Origin of the sequence: Natrinema pallidum DSM 3751 (genome assembly GCF_000337615.1) — an archaeon.
Taxonomy (GTDB): Archaea; Halobacteriota; Halobacteria; order Halobacteriales; family Natrialbaceae; genus Natrinema; species Natrinema pallidum.
Map to the genome: position 1 here is coordinate 87,704 of NZ_AOII01000041.1, position 24,885 is coordinate 112,588.

At 65.0% G+C, this 24,885-nt stretch carries 25 protein-coding genes; 10 read left to right on the forward strand and 15 right to left on the reverse strand.

The genetic code is table 11. The features are described 5' to 3' along the window. Positions 1-113: 113 nt before the first annotated feature. A complete protein-coding gene (locus tag C487_RS06940) occupies positions 114-1,997 on the reverse strand; it encodes an SLC13 family permease (protein WP_049907993.1) in 1,884 nt (627 codons plus the stop codon). A 197-nt stretch (positions 1,998-2,194) separates the two neighbouring features. On the opposite strand from C487_RS06940, the gene C487_RS06945 reads away from it, so the two are divergent. Both C487_RS06945 and C487_RS06950 read left to right on the forward strand, forming a co-directional pair. Continuing rightward, a complete protein-coding gene (locus C487_RS06945) occupies positions 2,195-2,635 on the forward strand; it encodes a DUF7521 family protein (protein WP_006184998.1) in 441 nt (146 codons plus the stop codon). After that, complete coding sequence (locus C487_RS06950; RefSeq protein ID WP_006184999.1) at positions 2,632-3,129, forward strand: adenylyltransferase/cytidyltransferase family protein; 498 nt, start codon at positions 2,632-2,634, stop codon at positions 3,127-3,129. The genes C487_RS06945 and C487_RS06950 overlap by 4 nt, the downstream gene beginning before the upstream one ends. 22 nt (positions 3,130-3,151) lie before the next feature. Here the strand turns inward: C487_RS06950 and C487_RS06955 are convergent, their stop codons facing one another. Then, complete coding sequence (locus C487_RS06955) at positions 3,152-5,527, reverse strand: ATP-dependent DNA helicase (protein ID WP_006185000.1); 2,376 nt, start codon at positions 5,525-5,527, stop codon at positions 3,152-3,154. A 109-nt stretch (positions 5,528-5,636) separates the two neighbouring features. On the opposite strand from C487_RS06955, the gene C487_RS06960 reads away from it, so the two are divergent. Continuing rightward, positions 5,637-5,873 (forward strand): DUF7127 family protein, encoded by a 237-nt coding sequence (locus C487_RS06960; protein ID WP_006185001.1) that lies wholly within the window; start codon positions 5,637-5,639, stop codon positions 5,871-5,873. Between the two features lie 135 nt (positions 5,874-6,008). Then, entirely contained in the window at positions 6,009-6,584 is a 576-nt protein-coding gene (locus C487_RS06965) for a DUF1684 domain-containing protein (protein WP_006185002.1), read from the forward strand. Between the two features lie 137 nt (positions 6,585-6,721). Here C487_RS06965 and C487_RS06970 read toward each other — a convergent pair whose 3' ends face one another. Next, entirely contained in the window at positions 6,722-7,402 is a 681-nt protein-coding gene (locus tag C487_RS06970; protein WP_006185003.1) for a class I SAM-dependent methyltransferase, read from the reverse strand. A 369-nt stretch (positions 7,403-7,771) separates the two neighbouring features. On the opposite strand from C487_RS06970, the gene C487_RS06975 reads away from it, so the two are divergent. Continuing rightward, positions 7,772-8,350: a DUF7090 family protein gene (locus tag C487_RS06975; protein ID WP_006185004.1), complete on the forward strand. Its 579-nt coding sequence runs from the start codon at positions 7,772-7,774 to the stop codon at positions 8,348-8,350. Between the two features lie 28 nt (positions 8,351-8,378). Here C487_RS06975 and C487_RS06980 read toward each other — a convergent pair whose 3' ends face one another. The 5 genes from C487_RS06980 to C487_RS06995 all read right to left on the reverse strand — a co-directional run bounded on the left by C487_RS06980 (position 8,379) and on the right by C487_RS06995 (position 11,574). Continuing rightward, a complete protein-coding gene (locus C487_RS06980) occupies positions 8,379-9,161 on the reverse strand; it encodes a DUF7089 family protein (protein ID WP_006185005.1) in 783 nt (260 codons plus the stop codon). After that, entirely contained in the window at positions 9,161-9,250 is a 90-nt protein-coding gene (locus C487_RS22200; RefSeq protein WP_006185006.1) for a hypothetical protein, read from the reverse strand. Before C487_RS22200 ends, C487_RS06980 begins: the two co-directional genes overlap by 1 nt. 325 nt (positions 9,251-9,575) lie before the next feature. Then, positions 9,576-10,529 carry an OapC/ArvC family zinc-ribbon domain-containing protein gene (locus C487_RS06985; RefSeq protein ID WP_006185007.1) on the reverse strand — a complete coding sequence of 318 codons (954 nt, stop codon included), beginning with the start codon at positions 10,527-10,529 and terminating at the stop codon, positions 9,576-9,578. After that, positions 10,529-10,930: a DUF2073 domain-containing protein gene (locus C487_RS06990; RefSeq protein ID WP_006185008.1), complete on the reverse strand. Its 402-nt coding sequence runs from the start codon at positions 10,928-10,930 to the stop codon at positions 10,529-10,531. Before C487_RS06990 ends, C487_RS06985 begins: the two co-directional genes overlap by 1 nt. A gap of 5 nt (positions 10,931-10,935) precedes the next feature. Continuing rightward, on the reverse strand, positions 10,936-11,574 hold the full coding sequence (locus tag C487_RS06995) for an Era-like GTP-binding protein (protein WP_006185009.1): 639 nt from the start codon (positions 11,572-11,574) through the stop codon (positions 10,936-10,938). Between the two features lie 1,060 nt (positions 11,575-12,634). Here C487_RS06995 and C487_RS07000 point away from each other — a divergent pair. Then, entirely contained in the window at positions 12,635-14,419 is a 1,785-nt protein-coding gene (locus C487_RS07000; protein ID WP_006185010.1) for a Cdc6/Cdc18 family protein, read from the forward strand. Positions 14,420-14,652: 233 nt separating this feature from the next. Here C487_RS07000 and C487_RS07005 read toward each other — a convergent pair whose 3' ends face one another. Next, positions 14,653-15,600, reverse strand: coding sequence for a S24/S26 family peptidase (locus C487_RS07005; protein ID WP_006185011.1), 948 nt, complete (start codon positions 15,598-15,600; stop codon positions 14,653-14,655). Positions 15,601-15,662: 62 nt separating this feature from the next. Continuing rightward, positions 15,663-16,577, reverse strand: a complete 915-nt coding sequence (locus C487_RS07010) for a S26 family signal peptidase (protein ID WP_006185012.1) — start codon at positions 16,575-16,577, stop codon at positions 15,663-15,665. A gap of 158 nt (positions 16,578-16,735) precedes the next feature. Between C487_RS07010 and C487_RS07015 the strand changes: the two genes are divergently transcribed. Further along, on the forward strand, positions 16,736-18,292 hold the full coding sequence (locus tag C487_RS07015) for a DNA-directed DNA polymerase II small subunit (RefSeq protein WP_006185013.1): 1,557 nt from the start codon (positions 16,736-16,738) through the stop codon (positions 18,290-18,292). 221 nt (positions 18,293-18,513) lie between these two features. Here C487_RS07015 and C487_RS07020 read toward each other — a convergent pair whose 3' ends face one another. Beyond that, positions 18,514-18,951: a hypothetical protein gene (locus C487_RS07020; protein ID WP_006185014.1), complete on the reverse strand. Its 438-nt coding sequence runs from the start codon at positions 18,949-18,951 to the stop codon at positions 18,514-18,516. A gap of 205 nt (positions 18,952-19,156) precedes the next feature. On the opposite strand from C487_RS07020, the gene C487_RS07025 reads away from it, so the two are divergent. From C487_RS07025 to C487_RS07035, 3 genes are all read left to right on the forward strand, one after another. Further along, positions 19,157-20,335 (forward strand): aspartate kinase, encoded by a 1,179-nt coding sequence (locus C487_RS07025; RefSeq protein ID WP_006185015.1) that lies wholly within the window; start codon positions 19,157-19,159, stop codon positions 20,333-20,335. 192 nt (positions 20,336-20,527) lie between these two features. Next, entirely contained in the window at positions 20,528-21,142 is a 615-nt protein-coding gene (locus C487_RS07030; protein ID WP_006185016.1) for a hypothetical protein, read from the forward strand. A 172-nt stretch (positions 21,143-21,314) separates the two neighbouring features. Then, positions 21,315-22,694: a tryptophanase gene (locus tag C487_RS07035; RefSeq protein WP_006185017.1), complete on the forward strand. Its 1,380-nt coding sequence runs from the start codon at positions 21,315-21,317 to the stop codon at positions 22,692-22,694. A gap of 23 nt (positions 22,695-22,717) precedes the next feature. On the opposite strand, the gene C487_RS07040 is transcribed toward C487_RS07035, so the two are convergent. The 4 genes from C487_RS07040 to samp2 form a co-directional block, all read right to left on the reverse strand. Further along, complete coding sequence (locus tag C487_RS07040; RefSeq protein ID WP_006185018.1) at positions 22,718-23,083, reverse strand: hypothetical protein; 366 nt, start codon at positions 23,081-23,083, stop codon at positions 22,718-22,720. A gap of 72 nt (positions 23,084-23,155) precedes the next feature. Next, entirely contained in the window at positions 23,156-23,584 is a 429-nt protein-coding gene (locus C487_RS07045; RefSeq protein WP_006185019.1) for a GNAT family N-acetyltransferase, read from the reverse strand. A 178-nt stretch (positions 23,585-23,762) separates the two neighbouring features. Beyond that, the gene (locus tag C487_RS07050) at positions 23,763-24,263 is read right to left on the reverse strand and encodes a PAS domain-containing protein (RefSeq protein WP_006185020.1); all 501 of its coding nucleotides are present in this window, start codon (positions 24,261-24,263) and stop codon (positions 23,763-23,765) included. A gap of 166 nt (positions 24,264-24,429) precedes the next feature. After that, complete coding sequence (samp2, locus tag C487_RS07055; protein WP_006185021.1) at positions 24,430-24,681, reverse strand: ubiquitin-like small modifier protein SAMP2; 252 nt, start codon at positions 24,679-24,681, stop codon at positions 24,430-24,432. Positions 24,682-24,885: the final 204 nt, after the last annotated feature.

Sequence of the window (24,885 nt, forward strand, 5' to 3'; positions counted from 1 at the left end):
CAGGTTATCTCGGCCGCCGCGTGGAAGACCGTGACGGACACCAAAGAGAGTCGGGACGAGCAGGCCGGCGACGAGTCCGACGAAAAGCAGACGACGGGAGCGGAGTAGCGTCGCTACAGACCCCAGAAGAAATTGATTCCGAGGACGGTCACGATCGAGAGCAGCAACTGGAGCGGTGCACCGACTCGGACGAAGTCGGTGAACTTGTAGCCGCCGGGGCCGTAGACGAACAGGTTCGTCTGGTAGCCAACGGGTGTGAGGAACGCGGTCGAGGCCGCGAACGTCACCGCCAGCACGAACGCAAAGGGGTTCGCGCCGATCTGGTCGGCGGTCTGGACGGCCACCGGGAGCATCAACACGACGCTGGCGTTGTTGGAGATGACGCCCGTGATGAGCCCGGTCGCGAGGTAGAACACCCAGAGCACACCGAGCGGCGGTAGATAGGTGCCGGTCATGGCGACGAGGCTCCCGAGCAGATCCGCGCCGCCGGTCTGCTCGAGGGCGATTCCCAGCGGGATGATGCCGGCCAGCAGGAAGATCACGTCCCACTCGACGGCATCGTAGATTTCCGTCGGCTTGAGCACGCCCGTCGCGACCATCGCGACGACGCCGGCGAGTGCGGTCACGAGGATCGGCAGGGAGAGCGCGGACAGCGCCTCGAACGCGCCGACGCCCGTCAGCCCGGTGAGGGTGGTGCCGACCGTGCCCCACGGCACGGCGACGAAGCCGACGACGCCCGCCATGATCGCCGCTGCGTGGGGAATCTTCTCCGTTCGGTAATCCGGCTCCTCGGGTTCGTGTGCGACGATGAAATCGTCGTTCTGCGAGAGTCGGTCGATGCTGTCCGGGGCCGCCTGGACTAACAGCGTGTCACCGACCCGAATCCGGCGTTCCTCCATGTGATCGCGGACCGTCTCTCCGCGGCTGCGAAATGCCAGCACAGTCGCGTCGTAGCGCTGGCGGAACGTCGACGTCTCGAGCGATTCGCCGACGAGGAACGAACCCCGCGGGACGACGATCTCGACGAGGGTTTGATCGGTCACCTCGTCGGGCTCTAACTCCTCGTCCGTCTGCGGGTTGCCCGCGAGCGTAAGCGTCCCCCGATCGACGAACTGCTGGACGGTGTCGCGGTCGGCGCGCAGCCGCAACAGGTCTCCCTCGCGAATCGTTTTCTGCGCGATCGGTTCGATGAACTCCTCGTCGTCGCGGACGACCTGAAGGATGTCGGCGTCGAACTCGACGTGGTCGATCGCGTCCGCGACGGTCGTGCCGACGATCGGCGAGTCCCCGTCGACGACGACCTCGGTCAGATACTCCTCGATCGCGTACTCCTGGACGTAGTCCTCCTCGACGGGGACGCGCTCGGGCAGCAGTCGGTGGCCGATAGTCATGAGATAGAGGCTCCCGACGACCAGGACGACGATTCCGAGCTTGGTGAACTCGAACATCGAGAACTGGTGGAGTTCGGGATACTCGGTGCTGAGGCGGGCGCTGACGTCGCTCGCGAGGATGTTCGTGGACGTGCCGATCAGGGTGAGCATCCCGCCGAACATCGAGGCGTAGGACAGCGGGATCAGGAGCTTCGAGGGCGAGGTCTTCCCCTTGTGGGCGATATCCGAGACGACGGGAACGAGGATGGCGACGACCGGCGTATTGTTGATAAAGCCGGAAATCGGGCCGCTAATGCCGATCGTCGCCAGGAGCTGTTTGTCGAGGTCGTCGCCGGCGAACGCGGCCATCTTGCGGCCGAGTATCTGAACGACCCCCGTTTGACTGATCCCCGAACTGAGGATCAGCATCGCTAGCACGGTGATCGTCGCCGAACTCGAAAAGCCCGACGTTCCCTCGCTCGTCGATATCTCGGTGGCGTTCACCACGCCGTCGGCCCCGAGCACCATCAGCAACACCATAATCAGGATGGCGGTCACGTCGATTGGCAGCCACTCGGTAATGAACAGCACCAGCGCGATAGCGATGATCCCGAACACGACCAGCATCTGGGGGGTCACGGTGAGCGTTCCTGACTCGGCGGCCAGCGGCACGACCCCGATACCCGGGAGGGGACATCCAGGCACAGTTGACAGTACGGCTATTCGGATCGTCCCGCTTGAAGGCCTCGGTTCGGGACGGGTTCTCGACCCGTGAACATCTTCGGAGGAGTTCCTTTGATTCGGGAACCGGACGGGACACTCAAGTGACTGCTCCGAACACGAACGCGTACGACGGCGGCCGCCGCTCGAGTCGCCCGGACCACTGCGGTCGACCCGCGGTGCTCGCGCGATCGAATCGGACGCGGCGAGCGGTCGACGCCGATCCGGAGACGACCATGAACGAGTATGCGCTCGTCATCGCGATCGCGAACACGACGACGGTGCTGGCGGGAGGTGCAATCGCACTGCTAGCCTATCGTGCGTTCCGGCGAACCGGTGCCACGGCGCTGCGGACGGTCGCCATCGGCGTCGGCGTCATCGTCGGCGGATCGATACTGGGAAGCAGCATACACCTCGTCGGCGATGCGGTGGGGCTCGGGATTGCCCTCCAGAGCGCGGTCACTGCGGTCGGATTCGTTATCTTGCTGTACTCGCTATACGCCGAAACGAGCGATCTGAGCGTTACGACCGAACTGTCACTATGACCGACGGATCGACGGAACGGCCGACGCGTGTCGTCGCACAGGGGACCTTCGACCTCCTCCATCCGGGGCACGTCCACTACCTCGAGGAAGCCGCCGCTGCGGGCGAGGAACTCCACGTCATCGTCGCCCGCGCCGAGAGCGTCGCCCACAAGCCCGCGCCCGTCCTCCCGGACGCGCAGCGCCGTGACGCCGTCGCAGCCCTCGAAGCGGTCGATCGGGCTCGGCTCGGGCATCCCACGGATTTCTCGGTCCCGATCCGCGAGGTCGACCCCGACGTGCTCGTCCTCGGCCACGACCAGCACCACGACGACGACGAGGTCAGAGAATTGCTCGCGGCGTGGGGGATCGACTGTCGCGTCGAGCGGGCCAGCGGGCTCGAGTCGACCGGCGACGAACTGTACGGGAGCAGCGACATCGTCGAACGGGCGGTCGCCGACCGGGCACGGGCCGGACCGCGATCGTCGGGCGAGTTGGAAGCCGACGCCGACGACTGACGGCTGACGACTCCCATCGCCGTTACTGCGATGACAGCCGCGGTCGGAACCGCTCGAGGCCGACGTCGAGCATGTCCGGACTCACCGTCTGGAACTCGCCGTCGTCGGGCAGGTACGGCCGGACGGAATCCCAACTCTCGCGCGCGTAGCGCTCGTCGAGCAGGACGCGAACGCCGACATCGTCGGGACTGCGGATGACGCGGCCGATCGCCTGTCGGGCTTTCCGGACTGCGGGAATGGTCAGTGCGTAGGTGAAGCCGTCGCCGAACGCGTCGTCGTAGGCCCGGCGCACGGCCGTGGTTCGCGGACTCGAGGTGTTGACGATCGGGACCCCACAGACGACGGCAGCGGCGAGGCGATCACCGCTATAGTCGACGCCCTCGGTCAGCGTCCCCCGGAGGCTCGTGACGAGTACTTTCCCCGGACCCGCGAAGAACTCGTCTTTGAGCGACTGCGTGGTCTCGTCGTCGCTCGCGGCGTCGAGCAGGACCGGCTTCTCGACCCGCTCCTCGAGAGTTCCGGCGGCCCACTCGGCCTCGGCGTAACTGGGCATCCCGACGAGGACGTTGCCGGGAAGGCGAGCGACCGTCGCGATGGCATCGGCATAGGACCGTCGCGTCGGCGTCTCCTCGTCGGGGCTGCCCCGATTATCGTAGGTGAACTTCGGCGCGGCGACCGCGAAGCTCTCGCGGTTCTCCGCGGGGAAGTGGAGGCCGTACCGGCGCTCGACGACCGGCCTGTCGTCCTCGCGGGCGAGGTACTGAAGCCCCGTAACCTCGGTGAAGGCGTCCATCGGCTCGAGAGTCGCGCTCATCAGGATGCCGCCGCCGAAGTGTCCGAGTCGGTCGCCGATGGCGTCGCTCGGCACGCAGTTGTGCAGGGCGAACCGGGCGTTATAGGCCCGCCGCCACGAATCCGGCGGCTCGGTGTCGTCCCACGTCCGCTCGAGTTCGATCTCCCGGAAGTAGTCGGTGTGGCCGCGGCGATACCACTCGCCGAGCACGCGGCCGACGGCGGGCGCGGCGCGGGTTCGGTCCTCGTCTTCGGCCTCGTTCAGGACCCGTTCGACGATCGCGCCGACGGCCTCGGCGCGGACCCAGTCGGCGTCGCCGTAGCCCGCCTCCCTGGCCCACTCCGAGAGTTCGTCCTCGGCGGGCTCACCCGGATCGCGGAGCGGGATTTCCGCGTCGTGAAGCCCGGTCAGGTTCGATTGCCAGCCCCGGTGGTTCCGGTCGAGATGGGCCCTGACCCGGCGGTCGAGTTCCTCCCGGAGGTCCCGGACGAACTCGAGCGTTCGATTGAGTTCCTCGAACGAAACGTCGCTCTCGGTCAGTTCTCCGCGGACGAGGTCGGCGTCGGCGGTCTTGGAACCGCCTTCGGCTTGTCGTCCCTCGCGTTCGAATTTGATCGGCTGGATGACCCGCGAGAGTTCGGTTTCGACGTCACGGAGGGTGCGGTCGGCGATCCCGTCGCTGACCAGATCGCGGACGCGCGGCTCTAACATGTGGGCCTCGTCGCAGACGACGAACGTCGACTCGTCGAGGAGCGCGCCGGTGAACGAGCCGACCGTTCGGGGATCGAAGGCGTGGTAGTAGTTCCCGATCACGACCTCGACCTCGCCGAGGGCAGCCCCCATCACGGAGTGGGGACAGGTGCCGTGTGTGACCGACCGGGCGACCAAGTCCTCGGGCGTGACCATCCCCGCGTCCGTGAAGTCGTAGGGAACCGCCTCGGCAGCCGATCCGGTTTCCTCGTCGTCGGGCAGGTCCGACAGGTACTGGGCGTAGAACGGGCAGTACTCCGTTTCGGCACCGACGGGACCACCCTCTCCGTACTCGGGGAGGTCGGGCGGGTACGGCGTGGGCTCGCCCGCGGTCTCGAGGAAGGTGTTCTTCGATTGGCTGCCGCTGTCGGCCAGGCCGATCTGCTGGCTCCGGGCGCGGGCGGCCAGGGTTTCGGCCGTCGTATCGCCGCCCTCGCCAGTGAGGTCGCGGGTGCGATCCCGCAGCGTTTCGCAGCGATCGTAGACGGTGCTGTCGTCGATTCCCGCCGCGTTCTCACGGTTGTACGGACAGACGTCGGCCTTCCCGACGAGCGTGAGTCCCGACACCGGGTCCCAGTCGGCGGGCAGGTTCTCGTTGATCGTCTCGAGGTCCGCTTCGAACTGGCGCAGTTGCTGTTTGACGCTCGTCAGCACGAACACGCGCTCGTAGTCGGTGTCCGGATCGCGCACGAGGTCGATCCCCGCGGTGAGCGCGATCATCGTCTTCCCGGTGCCACAGGCCCCTTCGATGACGGTGTACCCGCCTTCCCGTCCGGTATCGATAGCCGTCTTGATGCCGTCGACCTGCGGGTCGTAGGGCTGCGCGTGGCCGAACACCGTCCGCCAATTCGTCATTCTTTCCGTACTCGTCGTCGGTTGTCCATAGCGTTGACGGACTGGAGTGGCCGCACCATCGGTTGCTGGCAGCGTGACCCTTTACTTAGCTGAGTTCCTACGGCACTATGTGAAGGTCCCCCAATCACTCGAGAACGTCGGACAGGACGTGGTCATCCGCACGTTCGAGTACGGCGACGGCAGCGTTATCGCGGTCGACTTCGGCAGTTCGGCCGCCGACATCGCGGTCGATATCGTCGGCTCGACCGCGATCATCGTGGCGGACGGCGAACAGTTCGAGTTCGAACTCCCGCCCGAGGCGAGCGCCGTCTCCGCGCACAACGGCGTGCTCACGATCGAGGAGTAACGTCCCGACCGGTACGAACGGCTTCGACGAGGTCGATACCACTGTGTCGACGGGGGCGACCGGATTCCGAGCGACTGGCGTTTCGAACCGGGACCGAAGCGCAACGCCTTCCCCGATCCGTCGACTACCCCGCCCATGAGCGATTCGATCGATGTCGACCGCTGGCGCGCGGACCTCGAGTCGAAACGCGCCGAGAAAGACGAGTTCTTCGCGGAGCATCCCCAGTCGCCGATCCCGCCCGACGCACGGGACGGCTTCGAGGGGCTCGCGTATTTCGATCCCGATCCGACCTACCGCGTGACCACGACGGCGACGGTCCACGACGATCCCGAGGTCGTCCTGATGGACACCACCGCGGGCCGAGAAATGCGCTACCTCCGCGTCGCCACGCTCGAGTTCGACCTCGACCGCGAGGACGAAGACCTGGACGACGGCACCGTCGCGCTCGCGGCCTACCGGCAGGAGAGTCCGAACGAACAGCCGCTGTTCGTCCCGTTCCGGGACAAGACAACGGGCCAGCAGACCTACCAAGGCGGTCGATACATGGAACTCGAACCGGATCGGGACCTCGAGGACGGCGACGAGATCGTCGTGGACTTCAACCTCGCGTACTCCCCGTTCTGTGCCTACAGCGATACGTTCGACTGTCCGCTCCCGCCCGAAGAAAACTGGCTCGAAGTGGCGATCCCGGCCGGCGAGCGCTACGAGTAGTCGGCCGTCCCCGGAGAGGTGCGTTTCGACTCGAGTTATCGGCCTCCGTACGTCCTGTCTCGTGTGTTTCTCGGCCTCGAGTGGAAACCGGGGGGTTTTCGCCGACAGGTCGGCCGTCGATAGATGACGCCGACGCGTCAGTGAGCGACGCCGACGGTGAGCAGCGTCCCGAGTTCGCGGTAGCGTTCGACCATGTCCTCGCGGGTGTCCCAGTCCTCCGTGGGGAACTCGGTCGCGTCGGGAATCGTGATCTCGCGGTCGGGAATGGTATCCTGTTCGGCGACGGAGAGCCCCGCATCGCGGAAGGCATCGCGGTACTGGTCGCGGTCCCAGCGGGTCATCTCAATGGTGATGAACTCCTGCCACTCGTGGGAATGGACGTTCTCCTCGTAGTAGTTCACCGCACAGTAGAAGGTGCCACCGGGTCGGAGGACTCGAGCGATTTCCGCGAGCGTATGGTCGGGATCGGCCGCGTAATAGAACGCTTCCATGCTCCAGACGTGATCGATCGAGTCGTCGGCGAAGGGAAGTTCGTCGAAGTCACCGACGAGATAGCCGACGACCGGATCGTCGGTGTACCCCGCGGCGTTGCGCGCCATCTCGGGGGAGCCGTCGAGTCCGTAGACGCGGCCGGCGTCTTTGGTATCGCGCAGCGCGCGTCCGGCGTAACCGCTTCCACAGCCGAGATCGAGGACGGTATCGCCGGGTTCGATTGGCATCCGCGCGAGCGCGTGCTTTGCAGTGTGCCAGTGGCGCTCTTCCATGCCCTTGTCCCGGCCGCTCGAGGCCCAGTCGTCGAACTCCTCGCGAACGCTCATATACAAACCCGTGAACGCCGCGGCCCTAAACCCGTTCGCATCGAAACGAATCTCGTCAGAACCCGACCCTCGTCGGAACCGGGTCGGATCGACACGCGGATCGCTCGAGTCGCCCCCCGCGGCCGAACCGGGCACCCTTCTCACTGTGCTGAGAACCACCGATAGATTCTTTAGGCTAGCCTAAAACATATGGAGTGAAGGGTCGGTGATCGAAATCCGTGGGCATCCGGATTTCGATTCGACGCTCGGTGAGTCTCGCTGTCCCACCCCTCGCCAGTTTTTCAGACCCTTCCTCCGTTTCCGACGCTAACTTCCCCCGGGAGACACATCCGCACGCTTAAGGGAGTTCCCAAAGTTGTTCACGGCACTATGGATTACACACTTGCAATAGACGGGACACCGGAAACGGTTCCCGGCGGAACCGGAATGCTTCTCTTGCACCCGAGCACCGGCGAAACCGACCGTATCGACACGGATTTCCTCAAAATCGATACCGACAACTTCCTCGTCGTCTCCACGCGAACTACCGCTCGCGAGGTCAGACAGAAACTCGAGTACTACGACGTCGACGAGGAGCGCGCCGAAATCCTGGACACCCTCAGCATCGAACGCGGCTACTCGCGGCGCTCCTCCGAGACCGTCCACTACGTCGCCGCACCCGACGACGTCGACGGCATCGTCGAGCACATCGACGGCTTCCTCGACGAGCACGACGGCAAACTCCGCATCAGCTTCGACTCCGTCACCGAACTCGCCTATTACGCCGGCGACGACCAGGCCCTCGAGGCGGTCGAGCGGATTCTCGAACTGCTCGAAAAACACGACGCCGTCGGCCTCTTTCATCTCTCGGAGGAGCCCCACGACGAGGCGGTCGTCGACGAGTTCCGCGCCCTGTTCGACGGCATCATCGATCTCGACGAGGACGGCAGCGTCGACGCCGACTTCTAACCGGCACCCGGCGGTCGAGTGTCGGAAGTTACTCCTCGAGCGAGTCGAACGTTTTCTCGGCCCACCGAATCGCGTACTCCGGGCCGTGGTCCAGATACGCCTCGGTATCGAGCGCGGCGAAGGGTGGTGGCAACTCGATCGCGTGTTTGAGCGCGGCACACGCCAACTCCGTCGCATCGGCGAACGTGGTCTCGCCGCGTGCGACCGCACGCGGGAGTCCGGCAACCCGATCCTCGAGCCGGGTCCCGGCGTCCTGCCATGCCGCGGCGAGTTCCGGGTGGTCGGCGTGCCAGTTCGCGAAGACCGCACGCGTCTGGAGTCCGACCCAGCCGTCGAACAGTGCCGCGGCGATCTGGTACGTATCGTTCGGGTCGAGCGCGACCGCTCGATCGAGATCGGGATAGGCCGCCTCGAAGAAGCCGATGAAGTGTTCGGGCACCTCGAGAGCGACCTGGACGAGCGCCTCGGCGATCAGGAAGTCGACGAACGAGTCGGGCGATCCCTCGACCCGGGGTTTGACGAGAACGATCGGCGGGTCGGTCTGGCGGGTCCAGGCGACGCTCCCGTCGCCCGGCATCCCGACGGTGAGATCCGAACTCGCGTAGCGAGCGAGCAGGGTCGGTGCGTCCTCGGGAAGCCAGGCCGCGGAGTAGCTCGCGGGCTCGAGCGCGTCGACGATCAGGCCGAGGTCCTCGGCGACTGCCGGGTTCAGCGTCTCGAAGTCGCGCTCGCAGTCGAGAACCCGGACGTCGGGCGCGTGGGCCTGACGGACGGCCTCGACCCGATCCGAGAGCGCACGCGCCTCGAACATCAGGCGAACGCGTTCTGGAAGACGAGCAGGATCGACAGCAGCGCCGATACGGCGACCGTGGTGAGAACGACCTTGGTTGCAGTGCTCATGTCCGGTGGGTTGTCTCCGCGTCGCTTAAATCCATCTGTCTCGGTCGCGCTTCCCACTCTGCCAGCCGTCAGCGCCCGTTTCGGCCCCCGCGAGTTCGCGCGGTTCGTCCGTCCGTCGCGGTCGTGTTCTCGTGACTATCGACCCCGCCGGTTCGGCCCCATTGAGACGGGAGGGTCGCGTGGATGGACGACGGTTAGAGGGCGTGGGCGGACGAACGAGTAGCGGGAGGCGTTCTCGAGAACTGGGCTAGCAGTCGAACCAATGCCATGCTGGGAGACAAACCGTGCCGTGCTGGGAGGCAAACCGAGGCGGCCGAGCGGCAGGTCAGTCGTCTTCGTCGCCGTCGTGCCACGAATCCGGGACATCGATGACGTATCGTCCGTCTTCTTGTAGGGAGATGATGTACTCGTCCCGGTTGTAGAGCTCCATCAGGTTGAGTTCGTACTGTCCCGGTCGAACGATCTTGATGCTCTCGAACTGCTCGTTAAGCTCCGCCCGGAGGTCCTCGATCGACGGACGCTGCCCGCTCGGCTCGCTGACGACGCGCCCGTGTTCCGGAGGTCGGTCGGCGTCATCGGAGCCGACCTCGGCCCCGGTCTCGGCTTCGCTATGTGTGCCGGCGACACTGTCCGCATCGCCGTCCGGCTCCGCTCCGCCCTTCTCGGGACGGTCGGAGTGTGCAGGGAGATCGTCCGAGGGCACGACTTCGGTACGGGCGTCGGCCTGTGCCGAGTTCTCGTCGTCCGCCATGGTCGCGGTCGGACCGCTCGATGGGCGGTCCGACGAGTTCCGGGAGTGGGACTGCTCGTCGGAGCCTGCCTCGGTCGGCGATCCGGACCGATCCTCGGGTCGTCGGGCCGTCTCGGGCCACTCCTCGAACTCGCCGTCCGATGGCGGCTCCGAATCGTCACTGTCGGTCTCGTCGCTCGCGGGCCAGGATTGGTTCGACTCCGTGGCTGCCGTCGAGCCGGCAGACAGCGGCTGTTCGGCAGCTTCCGGGCCTGAGTCATCGTCGGAGTCGGCCGACACCCAGTCGCGAACGGTCTCCGCGGCGCGCGTCGCGACGCCGTCCGACTCGGACGAGGACGCGTCCGCGGAGCCGCTTGCGGTATCGACCGATCCGGAGCCGTCAGTTCCCGCTCCACCGGACGATTCGGCTGCGGCCGTCGTGGTCGGCGCGAACTGGAACTTGTTCCCGCCGCAGTTCGGACACCCCGACAGCATCTCCTTGGAACCGTCGGCGAACGTCCGGCCGCAGTTCGTACACTGATGTGGCATTAGTTACGGGACACGAGCGCGCTGATGAGCGTTTCGTCCTTGTGGAGCGTCTCGATCTGGTTCGCCGGCCCGATCACCGTCAGCTTCGCTTCCGTCTCGTCACCCCCCATGATACGACCGAGCAGCGACGAGTCACGGGTCTCCGATTTGGGGTAGGTCTCGATCTCGATCCCGTTGAACTCGTCGGGACTGATTTCGGCCATCGTCACTTCGATGAGGCGGCTCTCCTCGTCCGGCGTCAGCCCCTCCTCCAAGATGACGATATTGCCGTCGTGGACGCCGTCTAAGATCATCCTGATCTTCTCCATGGTCGCCATTCCGGCCATTCGCTCGCCGCTGATCAGGTCGATCTGTACGCCGTCGGGTGCGTCCGAGTCGTCCGCGTTAGTTGCTTTTGGCATCGTAATCACCCGAAGTACTCGGCGATGTTGTCGTACACTTCGTCCATGTTGTCGCCTTCCTTCGCGGACAGGGGAATGGTTTTGTGCTGTGGGAAGGCGTCCTCGATCCGCTTGACGCTCGAGTCCTCGAGGTCGGTCTTGTTCGCGAAGATCAACACGGGGAGATCACGCGATTCGACGATCCCGATGAGCATCGTGTTGACCTGCGTGATCGGATCCTCCGCGCTATCCAGAACGTAGATGACGCCGTCGACGTCCTCCCGTAGCCAGTGCATCGCTTCGGCGACACCTTCGGTCGCCTCGCGAGAGCGTCGGATCGCGTCCTCTTCGTCCATCTCGTCGGTGAACTCCTCGTAATCGACTTTCGTCGTCACACCAGGTGTGTCGACGATGTCGATCGTCACCGTCTTGCCGTCCCGTTCGATCTCGACATTTTCTTTTCTGCGTGCGCGGCGTGTCTCGTGGGGGACGTGGCTCTCCGCACCGACCGCGTCACCAGTCCAGTCACGCGCGATACGGTTCGCGAGCGTCGTCTTGCCGGCATTCGGCGGCCCGTAAATACCGATTCGTTTGGGCTCCTGTTCCGAAAACAGGCGGTCCGTAGCCCGGGAAATACTATCTTTGAGTTCTGTGAACAGTCCCATCTGTAGAGGCCTCCAGCACCGCGGGGTGCATCTGCGCGTACTACAAACTGAACTCACTTAAGCCTACGTCAGACGTGTAGACAATTCGACGAAAAGGAGTTAGTACGATCTGTGACTGTATACGAGGCGGACACACACCTGGAATCTGTCGCCGAGCGGGTGATCGGGGGGTCGTCCCAACTGGAGAGGACAGGAGAGGGAGTATACGGGTACCGAAAGACCAGTACGGGTAACGGAAAACCGTAGCCGGAGTGCCCGATCGACAGCAGATAGTGGTATTATACCACATACTAATATTTGCGAGGTACTCGAGAGGGCGGAGCCCCCCACCCCTTCGTTTCGAGTGGAGATCCGCGAGGCCGTCGGGTGAGATACGAACTGGACAGTCGCTACTGGCGGGGATATCGGCCTGCTTTTCGGCTCGAGAAGGTTCTCAGCCCCATTACGATGGTGTATTCGCTGATACGGACGGTTCTAGTAATCCAGAAGCTAGTCTAGCAATATAGATGGCTCTGAGAACCAGTTCTAGTAGGATCTAGTAAATAGCATTCTATACCTAGTAAGAACATCTTGTTTGCTAGTGCTACGGATACTGTTTCTAGCCGACCCAAATAAATCTTCTCATCACAAATTCCGTCGAACCCCCACCCACCCTCGTGGCTAGTTCCACCTGAAACGAAGGGGTGGGGGGGGGTTGGACATCTCGATGCCTCCACCGTTTGGAAGATATTGCCATACCCGATCCCCGCTAATCGGGGAAATCGTAACCGAACTCGCGACTCGAGTCGATTCGATCCTCCTTCAACTGCTCGATTGCTTTTCACCGACTCGAAACGTGGTCGCAACGAACGGATCGGTTCCGCAACGACCGCCCGTTTCGGTCGGAAACGGGGGGGAAGGGAAGACTTTATTACCATGGTTTTCCTCTGTTTCGTTTGCATCAACTGGACCCGGAACGGGCATTTGGAACGGTGAATTCGGCCATGGAGGCCATCACACCGCTATATTCCCGCTCCCGGGTTCGGTGTTCCACTCGAAATAAGGGGGTGCTGCACGACGGATGTCAGACGACAACTCAGAGATCACTGGCTCGGACGAGGTCGACGGAACGAGCGGTTTCTCGACGGACTTCGAGAGCGCCGACCTCGGCGACGACGAGTCGAATCAGGGACTGTTCGACGACCTGCTCAGCGGCGAGCCCATCTTCGAGAACAAGGAAGTCCTCCGTCCGTCCTACACCCCACACGAACTCCCCCACCGGAGCGATCAGATCAACAAGATGGCGACGATTCTCGTCGCCGCGCTCCGCGGTGAAACGCCGTCGAACATCCTTATCTACGGCAAGACCGGCACCGGCAAAACCGCGAGCGCCAAGTTCGTCAGCAAGGAACTCGAGAGCACCTCACAGAAGTACTCGGTTCCGTGCGATGTCGAGTACATCAACTGCGAAGTTACCGACACCCAGTACCGCGTGCTCGCACAGCTCGCGAACAAGTTCATCGAGAAGAACGAAGCGCGGATCGACGACCGCGTCGCGACGCTCGAGTCGCTGCTCGACGATATCGACGAGTACGACGCCGACGCGGCGCGCCGCAGTGCCGACGCGACTACACCGGACGACGGCGCGGACGACCGGACGGCGTCGGACCCCTTCGATTTCGTTTCGAGCGCGGACGCGGAGCCGGACGCCGACGGTTCAGGTGGAGACGAAACCGGCGCTCAGTCTGGTGGTTCTGCAGTCGAAACAGGGGGGTCTCCGGACGGATCGACGGATGCCGCCGACTCCTCGTCGTCCGCATCGGAGACCGGGCGGGAGGTCGCCGGCGGTCCCGGCCACGACGAGGCCACGACCGATTCGTCCGCGCCCCCGCCGGCCCATCCACTCGAGTCGACGGCGTTCGAGACTCGCGCCGAGGTCGAGGACCGCATCGCCGAACTCGAGGACGACAAGGAGTCGTTCGAGGAGGTACCGATGACCGGGTGGCCGACCGACCGGGTCTACAGCGTTTTCTTCGACGCCGTCGACTACGACGAACGGGTCGTCGTCATCATGTTAGACGAGATCGACAAACTCGTCGAGAAAAGCGGCGATGACACCCTCTACAACCTCTCGCGGATGAACTCCGAACTCGAGAACTCGCGGGTCTCGATCATCGGTATTTCGAACGATCTGAAGTTCACCGACTTCCTCGATCCGCGGGTCAAGTCCTCCCTGGGTGAAGAGGAGATCGTCTTCCCGCCGTACGACGCGAACCAGCTACGGGACATCCTCAAGCACCGGTCCGAGGTCGCGTTCAAGGGGAACGCGCTCTCCGAGGACGTGATCCCGCTGTGTGCGGCCTTCGCCGCACAGGAACACGGCGACGCGCGACGCGCGCTGGACCTCCTGCGGACCGCGGGCGAACTGGCCGAACGGTCCCAGGCCGAGACGATCGTCGAGGAACACGTCCGGCAGGCCCAGGACAAGATCGAACTCGATCGCGTCGTCGAAGTCGTCCGGACGCTCCCCACCCAGAGCAAACTCGTCCTCTTCGCGATCATCCTCCTCGAGAAAAACGGCGTCCACAGCATCAACACGGGCGAGGTGTTCAACATCTACAAGCGCCTCTGCGAGGAGATCGACGCGGATGTCCTGACCCAGCGCCGGGTGACGGATCTCATCAGCGAACTCGACATGCTCGGGATCGTCAACGCCGTCGTCGTCTCGAAGGGGCGGTACGGCCGGACCAAGGAGATCAGCCTCTCCGTTCCACTCGAAGAGACGGAGGCCGTCTTGCTTTCCGACTCCCGACTGAGCGACATCGACGATGTCCAGCCGTTCGTTCAGGCGCGGTTCGAAAACTGACCGCGGCTGTGTCCGCGTTCCCGTCCGCCCTTCGCGTTCGCTGCAAGCGCTTCAATCCCTGTCCGCGTCCCAGCGCGATTCCAGCGGTGATTCAATCGGCCGATATTCCGGCGTCGCGTTCCGATCCCCTTCGTTTCGACTCGAGTTCTCACGGACTGCGACACAGCCGCGAGCCGTGATGCAGCCGCGTCTCGGGGGGCGCGGATTCCGGGTGGAGACAGTCGGCGGTCGGTTCAGTGTCGATGCCGGCCGATCGCGACCGCGGCTCCGGCCCCGGTACTGGCGATGGCAGCGACCCCGGCGAGGTTCCCGTCCGGTCCGACACCAGTGGCACCCGGATCGGCGGGCGTCGGTGCCGGTATCGATCCCTGGGTTGTACTCGAGGGCGACGTCGGAACGAGCATTCCACCGAGGAGTTTGTCGAAGGTCAGGCGGACGTGCCCGAGCCACGGGATGCGGAACATCGCTTTGCCTTGAATCCACGTTGGTTTGACGACGTCGCTAATCCCGTTTCCGTACTGGTCGTATCCGTCGTTGTTGTCACCTTTCGTGACGAAGCCGGCGTGCTCTGCGGGGCAGGTCGCGACATCCTCACAGGTCGCATCCCCGACGATCTCCTCGCTGGCCTTGGTATCGACCCAATGTTCTCCCTTGTCGACCCAGAAGTGGGCGCGGTGGATCACCGGCGTTTCCGCCGGATCGCCGTTGGGTTGGTAGATGATCACGTCGCCGGGATTGCCGAACTTCTCGTGGTCGCTCTCCTGACCGTTTTCGAGGGTGACGACACCGGTTCCGGCGGCGGCAGCGTCACCGGCGAATCGGCCCTCGTCTGCGACGAAGATGAGATCGCCCTTGTGCATGTTCGGCTCCATACTGCCGCTTTCGACGGCGACGAGTGGGGGCCAGATGCCGCTGACGCCGAACAGGAGGAGACCGACGACGGCGACGATGGCGACGCTGCTCAGGATATCCCGCGTCACCATGACGGTCTCGTTGTCGGTGTTGAGGAACCAGCGCAGGAGCCCGTCGTCTTCGATCGTCACGCCGTCGTCGGCGGTGGCGGCGTTTCCGGGTGGCTCCTCGGGTGCAGGCGGCGTTTGCGAACTGCCGGCGCTTCGATCCCGCTCGCGATCGTCGTCGCCGGAATCATCCGGGGGCGACCCGGCACTAGAACCGCTCATCGTCACTCGTTTTGCCGGGCCGTCAAATCAACTTTCCGTTCGCGGGGATCGCCCCGATCGTCTCAGTGACTGCCATCCTCGGCAGCCATCCCGAACAGGACGAGCGCGATCGTGCCCGTCGCGACGAAGGTACCCGTCGGTCCCAACCCGGTCGCTGCGCCTACCGAGCCGACCGCCAGCCGAAGCTCTCCGACCCATGGCACCCGAACCATTGCTTTCCCGGTGATCCAGTCGGGGCTGACGATCGTCGTCTCCGCCCCCGAGCGTGGCAGTTGGTCGTAACCGGGATTGGCGTCGCCTTTCGTAACGAACCCGGCGTGCGGTGCCGGACACGTGGTGATCTCGTCGCAGGTCGCACCGTTCAACGACCCTGGGTCGGCTTTCGTCTCGACCCATCGCTCACCCTTGTCGACCCAGAAGTGGGCGCGGTGAATCGTCGGCGTCTTCGTCGGATCGCCGTTCGGGATGAAGACGATGACATCGCCGGCGCTGGCGAACTTCTCGTGGCCGTTTTCCCGACCGCTCTCGAGGGTGACGACGCCGGTGTCGCCGATGGCGTTTTCGCCGGCGAACCGATCGTCGTCGACGACGAAGACGAGATCCCCCTCCCGGATGTTCGGTTCCATACTCCCGCTCTCGACGGCGACGAACGGCGGCCAGGTTCCGCCGATAGCGAACAGGAGGAGACCGATGGTCGCGATGATCGCGAGACTCGCTGCGACATCCCGACACGTCGTGACTCGCCAGTCGTCGGTCTCGAGCAGCCAGCGACCGATCCCGTCCTCGATCGCAACGCCGTCGTCGTGAGTGGGGTTCCTGCGGTCGTCGGGCGCTCGATCTCGGCGGTCGGGCTCGCGGTCGGCTGGCTTGGCCGCGCGGTCACCGGGGTCGGCTCCCCGAGCCGAGTCCGGTCCCGAGCGTCCGTCAGGGGGTCCGGTCGGGTCGTCGCCCCGCGTCTCGCCGTCAGGCCCATCCATTGGGAACCGCTTTCTCCGAGCCGGGTATCAACCTTCCGGCGACCGTCGCGGGGACGGCGGATGGACGCTATCGTTCCGTCGACTCGAGCGCCGCGAAACCGGCCGCCGCGAGCGGGGCATTCGCTACCCTTTTGACCTCGCTCTCGAATGCGAGAGGTGTGCCACTCGAGGCCCCCGCTCGGATCGTCGGCGAACTCACGAGCCGCGGGTACAACGCCGAACGCGAGGCGGTGACGCGGCTCGCCGCGGCCGAGAACCCGAACGCGGCGCTCGAGCGCGTCCTCGAGGAGATCCCGGACGATGCACTGGTCGTCCGGACCGACCACGTGGAGACGGCCCTCTCGACGGCCGGCGCGGCCGGGGCGGTCGGGGCCGAGACCGTCGCCGGAGCCGAATCGCAGCCGGCCGATTCGACCCCCTCCGTTTCGACTGGAACCTCGCCCGTGGACGGCGACCCGACCGGCGGGTCTCCAGTTGAAACGGAGGGGTCTCGATCCGCCGATCCCGCCCAGCGCTCGCTCGAGATCGTCGGCGACATGACGGGCCAGAGCACGGGGACGGGCGAATACAGCGACTTCGTCTCCGTCTTCCGTGATCGGCTCGATCGACTGGGCGCGAAACTGCGGGGCCGAGTCAACCATCGGCCGGCGACGGCCATTCAGGACATGCCGGGCGGCAGCGAGGTGGCGATGGTCGGGCTGGTCAACGACATCCGCTCGACCGCCAGCGGCCACTGGCTGATCGAACTCGAGGATGCGACGGGAACGTTTCCGTGGCTCGTGATGAAAGACAGGGAGTACGCCGACCTCGTCGGGGAACTGCTCTGCGACGAAGTGCTGGCGATGGAGGGGACCCTGGCGGACGATTCGGGGATCGCATTCGTCGACGCGATGCACTTCCCGGACGTTCCCCGGACCCACGAGCCATCGACGGCGGACCGGCACGTGCAGGCGGCGCTGATCAGCGACGTCCACGTCGGCAGCCAGGAGTTCATGGCCGACGCCTGGAACGCCTTTGCCGACTGGCTACACACTCCGGACGCCCAGCACGTCGAGTACCTACTGCTCGCGGGCGACATGGTCGAGGGGGTCGGCGTCTACCCCGACCAGGACGAGGAACTCGACATCGTCGACATCTACGAACAGTACGAGGCGTTCAGCGAGCACCTCAAGAAGATCCCGGGCGACATCGAGATCGTCATGATCCCGGGGAACCACGACGCGGTGCGACTCGCCGAACCCCAGCCCGGATTCGACGAGGAACTCCGGGAGATCATGTCCGTCCACGACCCGCAGATCGTGAGCAACCCGTCGATGGTGACCCTCGAGGGCGTTTCCGTCCTGATGTATCACGGCGTCAGTCTGGACGAGGTCATCGCGGAACTGCCCGAGGAGAAAGCCAGCTACGACGATCCTCACAAGGCGATGTACCACCTCCTCAAGAAGCGCCACGTCGCGCCGCAGTTCGGCGGTCACACCCGCCTGGCTCCCGAGGAGAAGGATTACCTCATCATCGACGAGGTACCCGATATCTTCCATACCGGCCACGTCCACAAGCTCGGCTTCGGCAAGTACCACGACGTGCTCGCGATCAACTCCGGTTGCTGGCAGGCCCAGACCGACTTCCAGAAGAGCGTCAACATCGACCCCGACGCCGGCTTCGCGCCGATCGTCGACCTGGATACGCTGGACGTGACGGTCCAGAAGTTCTCCTAACGAAATTTTGCGCTGCGCTCTGGTGAGACGACGCCAGCAGAGCCGACACACGTCTCGCCGACGCTCGGCAACAGTTCGATCAAAAGTCCCTTTCCTTCGTTCGCTCATCTCACTCGCTCACATCGGTCGTCGGCCCGCGAGCGCCTCCGACGCTCGCGGAACAACCACTTGCCAAGTTACTTTTGCCACAGCATTCCCTCGACGCTTCGGGACCACTCCGATTACGGCTCGAGTCGAAACCGAACCGTCGGGGAGCCGTCGAACCGCGGACCGTGGCCGCGCCGTTCGAACCCGAGGTCCTCGGCGGCCGTCTCGATGGAGTCGGCGTCCTGTGCCGCCAGCACTTCGACGGCCATCGACTCGCGTTCGGCGAACCGGACGGGTTCGGCCAGCAACCGTTTGCAGGCCTCGCAGGTGCCGTCGAGTTGGGTGACGTGAACGGTATCCTCGCGTGCGTCGAAGCTAATGAATCCCAGCAGGTCCTCGGGATCGGAGCCGCTATACTGCGAATCCGACACGTCCGCGTTCGGATCGTGGCTCCCGTCCTCGGCGACGCGGACCGTTCGGTCGTGGACGAGATTCCGCATCACGTCCGTTGGGGAGTCGGCGATCGACGCGAGCGCGTCGGCGTCGGCCTCGAGTGCGTCCCGTACGTTCATCGGCGTGTGGTAATGAGGTGCACGACAATAAATCCCGGTCGCGCATCCGTTGTCGTGCGCCGCGCGCTCTAGTCAGCGTCGCGATCGCGGGGGCGAACGGGGACAGGTAAAAATGCGGACGATGAACACAGTTATTTGCCCGCTCTGGTTACGGACGGAGTATGAGTCACACCATCGCACCGCTCGCGGCCCGTGAGGTGTCAGTATGCGCGTCGTAGCCAAGTTCGGCGGGACGAGCCTCGGCAGCGGCGACCGGATCAACCGCGCCGCCGATTCGATCGCCGCGGCCGTGGAGGACGGCCACGAGATCGCCGTCGTCGCCAGTGCCATGGGGTCGACCACCGACGAACTGCTCGACGAGATTTCCTTCGAGACCGACGAGGCCGACCGCGCTCAGATCGTCAGCATGGGTGAACGGACGTCGGTCCGCATGCTCAAGGCCGCACTGTCGGCTCGCGGTATCGATGCGATCTTCCTCGAGCCGGGCAGCGATCGGTGGCCGGTCGTCACCGACGAGTACGGCGAGGTCAACGTCGAGGAGACCCAGGAACGCGCCCAGGAGGTCGCGGCGGATCTCGACGGGACGGTGCCGGTCATCACCGGTTTCCTCGCCGAGGGGCCGGACGGCTCGATCACGACGCTGGGTCGGGGCGGCAGCGATACCACGGCCGTCATGATGGGCAAGTACATGGACGCCGACGAGGTCGTCATCGTCACCGACGTCGAGGGCGTCATGACCGGCGACCCCCACGTCGTCGAAGGGGCCCGCAACGTCGGCGAAATCTCCGTCGACGAACTTCGGAACCTGTCGTTCCGCGGTGCCGAGGTCGTCGCTCCCTCCGCGCTGTCGTACAAGGACGGGAAGTTAGACGTCCGTGTCGTCCACTACCAGCACGGCGATCTCCTGTCGGGCGGCACGAGCATCGAAGGCGAGTTCAAGAACTTGGTCGACCTACGCGAGCGGCCGCTCGCCTGTCTGACCGTCGCCGGCCGTGCCATCCGCAATCAGCCAGGTATCTTCAACCACCTCTCGGAGTCCGTCGCGGAGAGCGACATCAATATCGACGCCGTCGCCAGCGGGATGGACACCATCACGTTCTACATCGACGAGGAGGAAGCCGAACGCGCCGAGAACATCCTCCACCGCGAGGTCATCGCCCGCGACGAACTCTCGAGTGTCACCGTCGACTCGCCGATCGCCGTCATCCGCGTGACCGGCGGCGAACTCCCCAACCAGCCGGGGATTATCAGCGAGATCGTCAACCCGCTGGCCGAGGCCCGGATTCACCTGCAGGACATCATCACCAGCGCGACCAGCGTCGCGCTGTTCGTCGACTGGGATGACCGCGAGGAGACCCTCGAGTTGACTCAGGACCTGTTCTAGCTCGAGCGTGTCGTTGTCCGGACGCGACTCACGGTTTCGGGCACCGACTCGGACGCGACCGCTGGTAACACGCTATTATCTTCGTCGTTGCCCGCGTATACAGCTGCTACAACGGTCACGGCCGGTGTATGCAGTCGCTAATATAGCGGTAACAGCATCGTAACGAAGGTGGTAGTCGATGCGGACGGGCACATGAGCACCGACCCGACAGCGACGGCGGTCCTCGAAGAGGTCGAGGCCGACCCGGACGCGATCCTTGCGGCGTTCGACGCGGACTCGCCCGCCGACCTCGTCGACGCCGGCGGCGACCACGACCCGAGACCGGACGACGCCGTCGATACGACGGCGACCGACCTGTTCGCCGACCTCGCGGCCGGCGAGACGGCGGCTACAAACGGTACGGACGGTGAGCCGCCGGCTGCGAACGCCACCGATGCCGATTCCGACGGGATGGGACGCGCCACCGACGCCGACGGCGGAGCCCCGACGCGTGCGGACCGCGAGTTCGAATTCGTCGGCCACCCGGACATGATCATCCGTGGCGACGGCGACGTGATCGATGCTACCGCGGTCGAACTCGGCGCGCTCGTTGCGACCGACGTCGTCGCTGCCGACTCGACCGATCCCGCTGACTGCGTCGACCCTCGCGCGGCACCCGATACCGACTCGACCGACGCCACCGCTTCGTCGCGGACACTCACCATCCGTGACGGGCGGACCGAGAGGCTGGCACTCGTCGGTCCCGAACCGACGAGGACGCGGATCGCCGACGACGTCTTCGGTGGCGTCCGTGTCGACACTCACTGAGTCCGCGGCCGTGATCGTCTCCGTCCACACTGTGTCACCGTCGGCTCCGTTCGCGTGCGGTCCACCGATTCCGTCCATCGATGCGTCGATCCGTCCGGCGGGGGCCGTCTCGAGCCATCGACGCTCACAACCTCTCAGCTAGACTGAACACGCTGGGCGGCGTTGAGCGGGTATGGTCGCGTACAAGTCGAAAGTAGTCGAACGGATCACCCTTCCATCGAAAGAACGACGAACGCAGGCGCTCGAAGCGGCTGGATACAACGCGTTCAATCTCCCAGCGGACGACGTGTTTATCGATCTCCTGACCGACAGCGGGACGGGCGCGATGAGCGACGACCAGTGGGCCGCGCTGCTTCAGGGGGACGAGGCGTACGCCGGCTCGTCGAGTTTCGACCGCCTCGAGTCCGCGGTCGCGGACGTGATGGGGTTCGAACGCGTGGTCCCGGCTCATCAGGGTCGCGGTGCCGAAAACGTTCTCTACGGTAGCCTGCTCGCCGAGGACGACGTCGCGCTCAACAACACGCACTTCGATACGACGCGAGCGCACGTCTCGAATCAAGGTGCCGATCCGGTCGACTGTCCGGTTCCGGGAGCCCACGATCCGGCGACGAACGAGCCGTTCAAGGGTAATTTCTCGATCGAGCGGGCTCGCGAAGTCGTCGACGAGGTCGGCGCGGACCACGTCCCGCTGGTGATCCTCACCATTACGAACAATTCGACGGCGGGCCAGCCGGTCAGCGTCGAGAACACCCGTCGCGTCCGGGCGTTCGCCGACGAGATCGACGCCACGTTCGTGATCGACGCCTGTCGGTTCGCGGAGAACGCCTACTTCGTGACCCGGCGCGAAGACGAGTTCGCGGACGCGACGGTCGCCGAGGTGGCACGCGAGCAACTCGGGCTCGCGGACGCGCTCGTCATGAGCGGGAAGAAAGACGGGCTGGCGAACGTCGGCGGGTTCGTCGCGACCGACGACGAGGCCCTCTTCGAGCAGTGTAAACAGCGCGCGATCCTCTACGAGGGGTTCCCCACGTACGGCGGCATGGCCGGACGCGATGTCGCCGCGATGGCAGTCGGCCTGCGTGAGGCCGTCGAGGAGTCGTACATCGAGGATCGGGTCGAACAGGTCCGCGAACTCGGCGCGATGCTCGAGGAGGCTGGCCTGCCGGTGTACACGCCGACCGGCGGGCACGCGGTCTACCTCGACGCGGGAGCGACTTTTCCGGAGATCCCGGCCGAGCAGTTCCCGGGGCAGGCGCTGGTCTGTGAACTGTATCGGGAAGGGGGTGTCAGGGGCGTCGAACTCGGGAGCTTCGCGTTCCCCGAAACCGACCGACCGGAACTGGTTCGACTCGCGGTCCCACGCCGGACCTACCACCGGGAGCACTTCGAGCACGTCGTCGAGACGGCCGAAGCAGTCCTCGAGAAGCGACACGAGGTATCCGGACTCGAAATCGCTTCCAACCCCGCAGTCCCCGAGCTTCGTCACTTTTCGGCGTCGCTCGAGCCGGTCTCGGCCGAAGCCGCGACCGCTGTTGACGCGGGATCGGACTGACGGACGGGTGCGGCCGACGCGAGTTACCGATTCGAGAAAGCGCTGCGCGCTCGCTCTCGAACCGTCTTCGGTTCGGGCTCGGATCGACTCCTGAACTGTCGCTTCGCGATCGTTTGCAGCCCCTTCGATGTCGCTTCGGACCGTATCATGTCGGCCGCCCAGTCGGGAACCTGTGACTCGAGCTCTCGGCGTTTCTGCGCTTTCACTCTGCTGAATCGGCGAAGCGCGACGCCGACGCCGAGGAACAATCCGGCGTCGACGATCTCGCGTCGGAACCGGTCCCGGTCGTTGCGGACCGCGATCGCTTTCACCAGCGAGAGCAGCCCGATCGCCAGATAGACCTTCGAACTCTTCGACGGATCGCCGCTGAGCATCCGTTGGAGCGCCATACTGGGGCACGTACCACATTCATCCCCGATAAAACGACCCCGGCAGGCGACGGGGCCCCATGAGTCGGGCCATCAGACGCGCCCGGCCGCCACCGCCACACCGCGGTGGCGCTGGTCGTCGATCGGTTCGATCGAAAACCCCAATCGCTCGTAGAACGGCCTGACATCGTCGTCGAACCGGGCCGTGAGCCGCTTTTCTCGCTCGAGCGCCCGGTTGATCAGCGCCGAGCCGATCCCCCGACCCCGGTGGCGACGGCGGACGCCGATCGCCCCGACGTGGGCACCCGGCTCGCTCTCGAGGGGTTCGAGGACGGCCGTACCGAGTACCCGTTCGCTCCCATCGGATTCGCCGGCCGGCTCCGTGCCGCCTCGCCGATCGCCGGCCACGAAGACGTCTCCGTCGTCGATTCGCTGTTCTACGTCGCCCGGCTCGAGCATCGCCGCGTCGAGGATGCGACGGACCTCCAGAACGTCGTCGGCGGTGGCGGTACGGACGAACATGTGTCAGATGCATCGGCCGGCGTGGGCCAACAGCGCGTCGATTGTCGCTCGATCGACTCTCGCTTTCGGCAGGGCAACCACGAGGGACATACGCGGAGTACCACATCGATGGGGAAAGCGGCTGGGCTTTCACCGATCGCGCGAGCACCGAGGGGTTCGTCGTCCGGGAGTGATGGTATTACCGTACATGGTTCCGTGCTGTCGGGAGCCACGATCGACCGATTCCCGCCAGTAGCGCGTCACCGTCGGAGTCCCTGAGGGCGACCGCAGTGAACTCGTGAGGAACCAAGTCACCGTCGGCCGTTCGGAGGGCGGCGTCGACTCGAGTGCTCCCGGTCTCGATCGCCGCCTGGATCGATCCCCTGTCCGGTCCCTCGTAGAAATCAAGCGCGTGCATCGACTCGATCCGTTCGTTCGAATAGCCCGCTCTCTCGGGCAGCCGCTCGTTCCAGTCCTGACGGTTCCCCTCCGCATCGAGGACGTAGAACACATCGTCGATTGCGTCCGCCAGGGCACCGAGTTCGTCGTCGCGATCGCTCGAGAAGTCGACGGCGTCCGCGCCGGCTTCGAATCGCTCGATTTTCGCCGTCAACCGCGCGATCGCGCCCCCCGTGTCGCTGGGGTTGACGAGAGCGAGGAGTTTGACCGTCGGGACTGCGTCCAGTAGCGGCCGGGCCACGATGGACCGAATCGACTATGCGAGTTCAGTAGTCGCTGACCGGCTATTACTGAGCGGGTCGGTGCCGCACAAACTCTTGCTAGCTGAGCATTCATCCCGATCGACTCGGATGCAGGGTGGTAACTGCTCCCTCGAGTCGGAGACGCTACGGACCGAGTCGCCAGCGTTACCCGCCCTTGATCAGCCGCAACACCGTTACGTGGTCGCTTTCGACGGGCTGATCCTCCGGGACCGGACGCCCGTCGACGAGGACGCTCACCTCGTGGGGACTCAACTCGACCTCGCGGAGCAGGTCCGCGTACGTCGGCGTGGCGTCGGTGGGATCGCCGGTCGCCTCCCCGTCAGCCGCGACCCCCGCCACCGCCTCGAGTTCGAGTTCGTAGGTGTCCTCGCCCTTGACATCGACGGTGACGTGCATACGCCCCGTTACGCCGCGGCGGCCTTGAGCGCGTCGCTCGAGGCTCGGCTCGTCGCTCACTCCGCCGCCGGCTCGTCCGATCCGGCTCGCCGCTCTCGACCGCGCTTCCGGCCGGCGCGCCAGTGGCCGTAGAGGGCGCGGACGAGCGCGCCGAGTCCCAGCAGGAGGACGAGCAGGTTGATCACCTGTCTCTTATACACATCT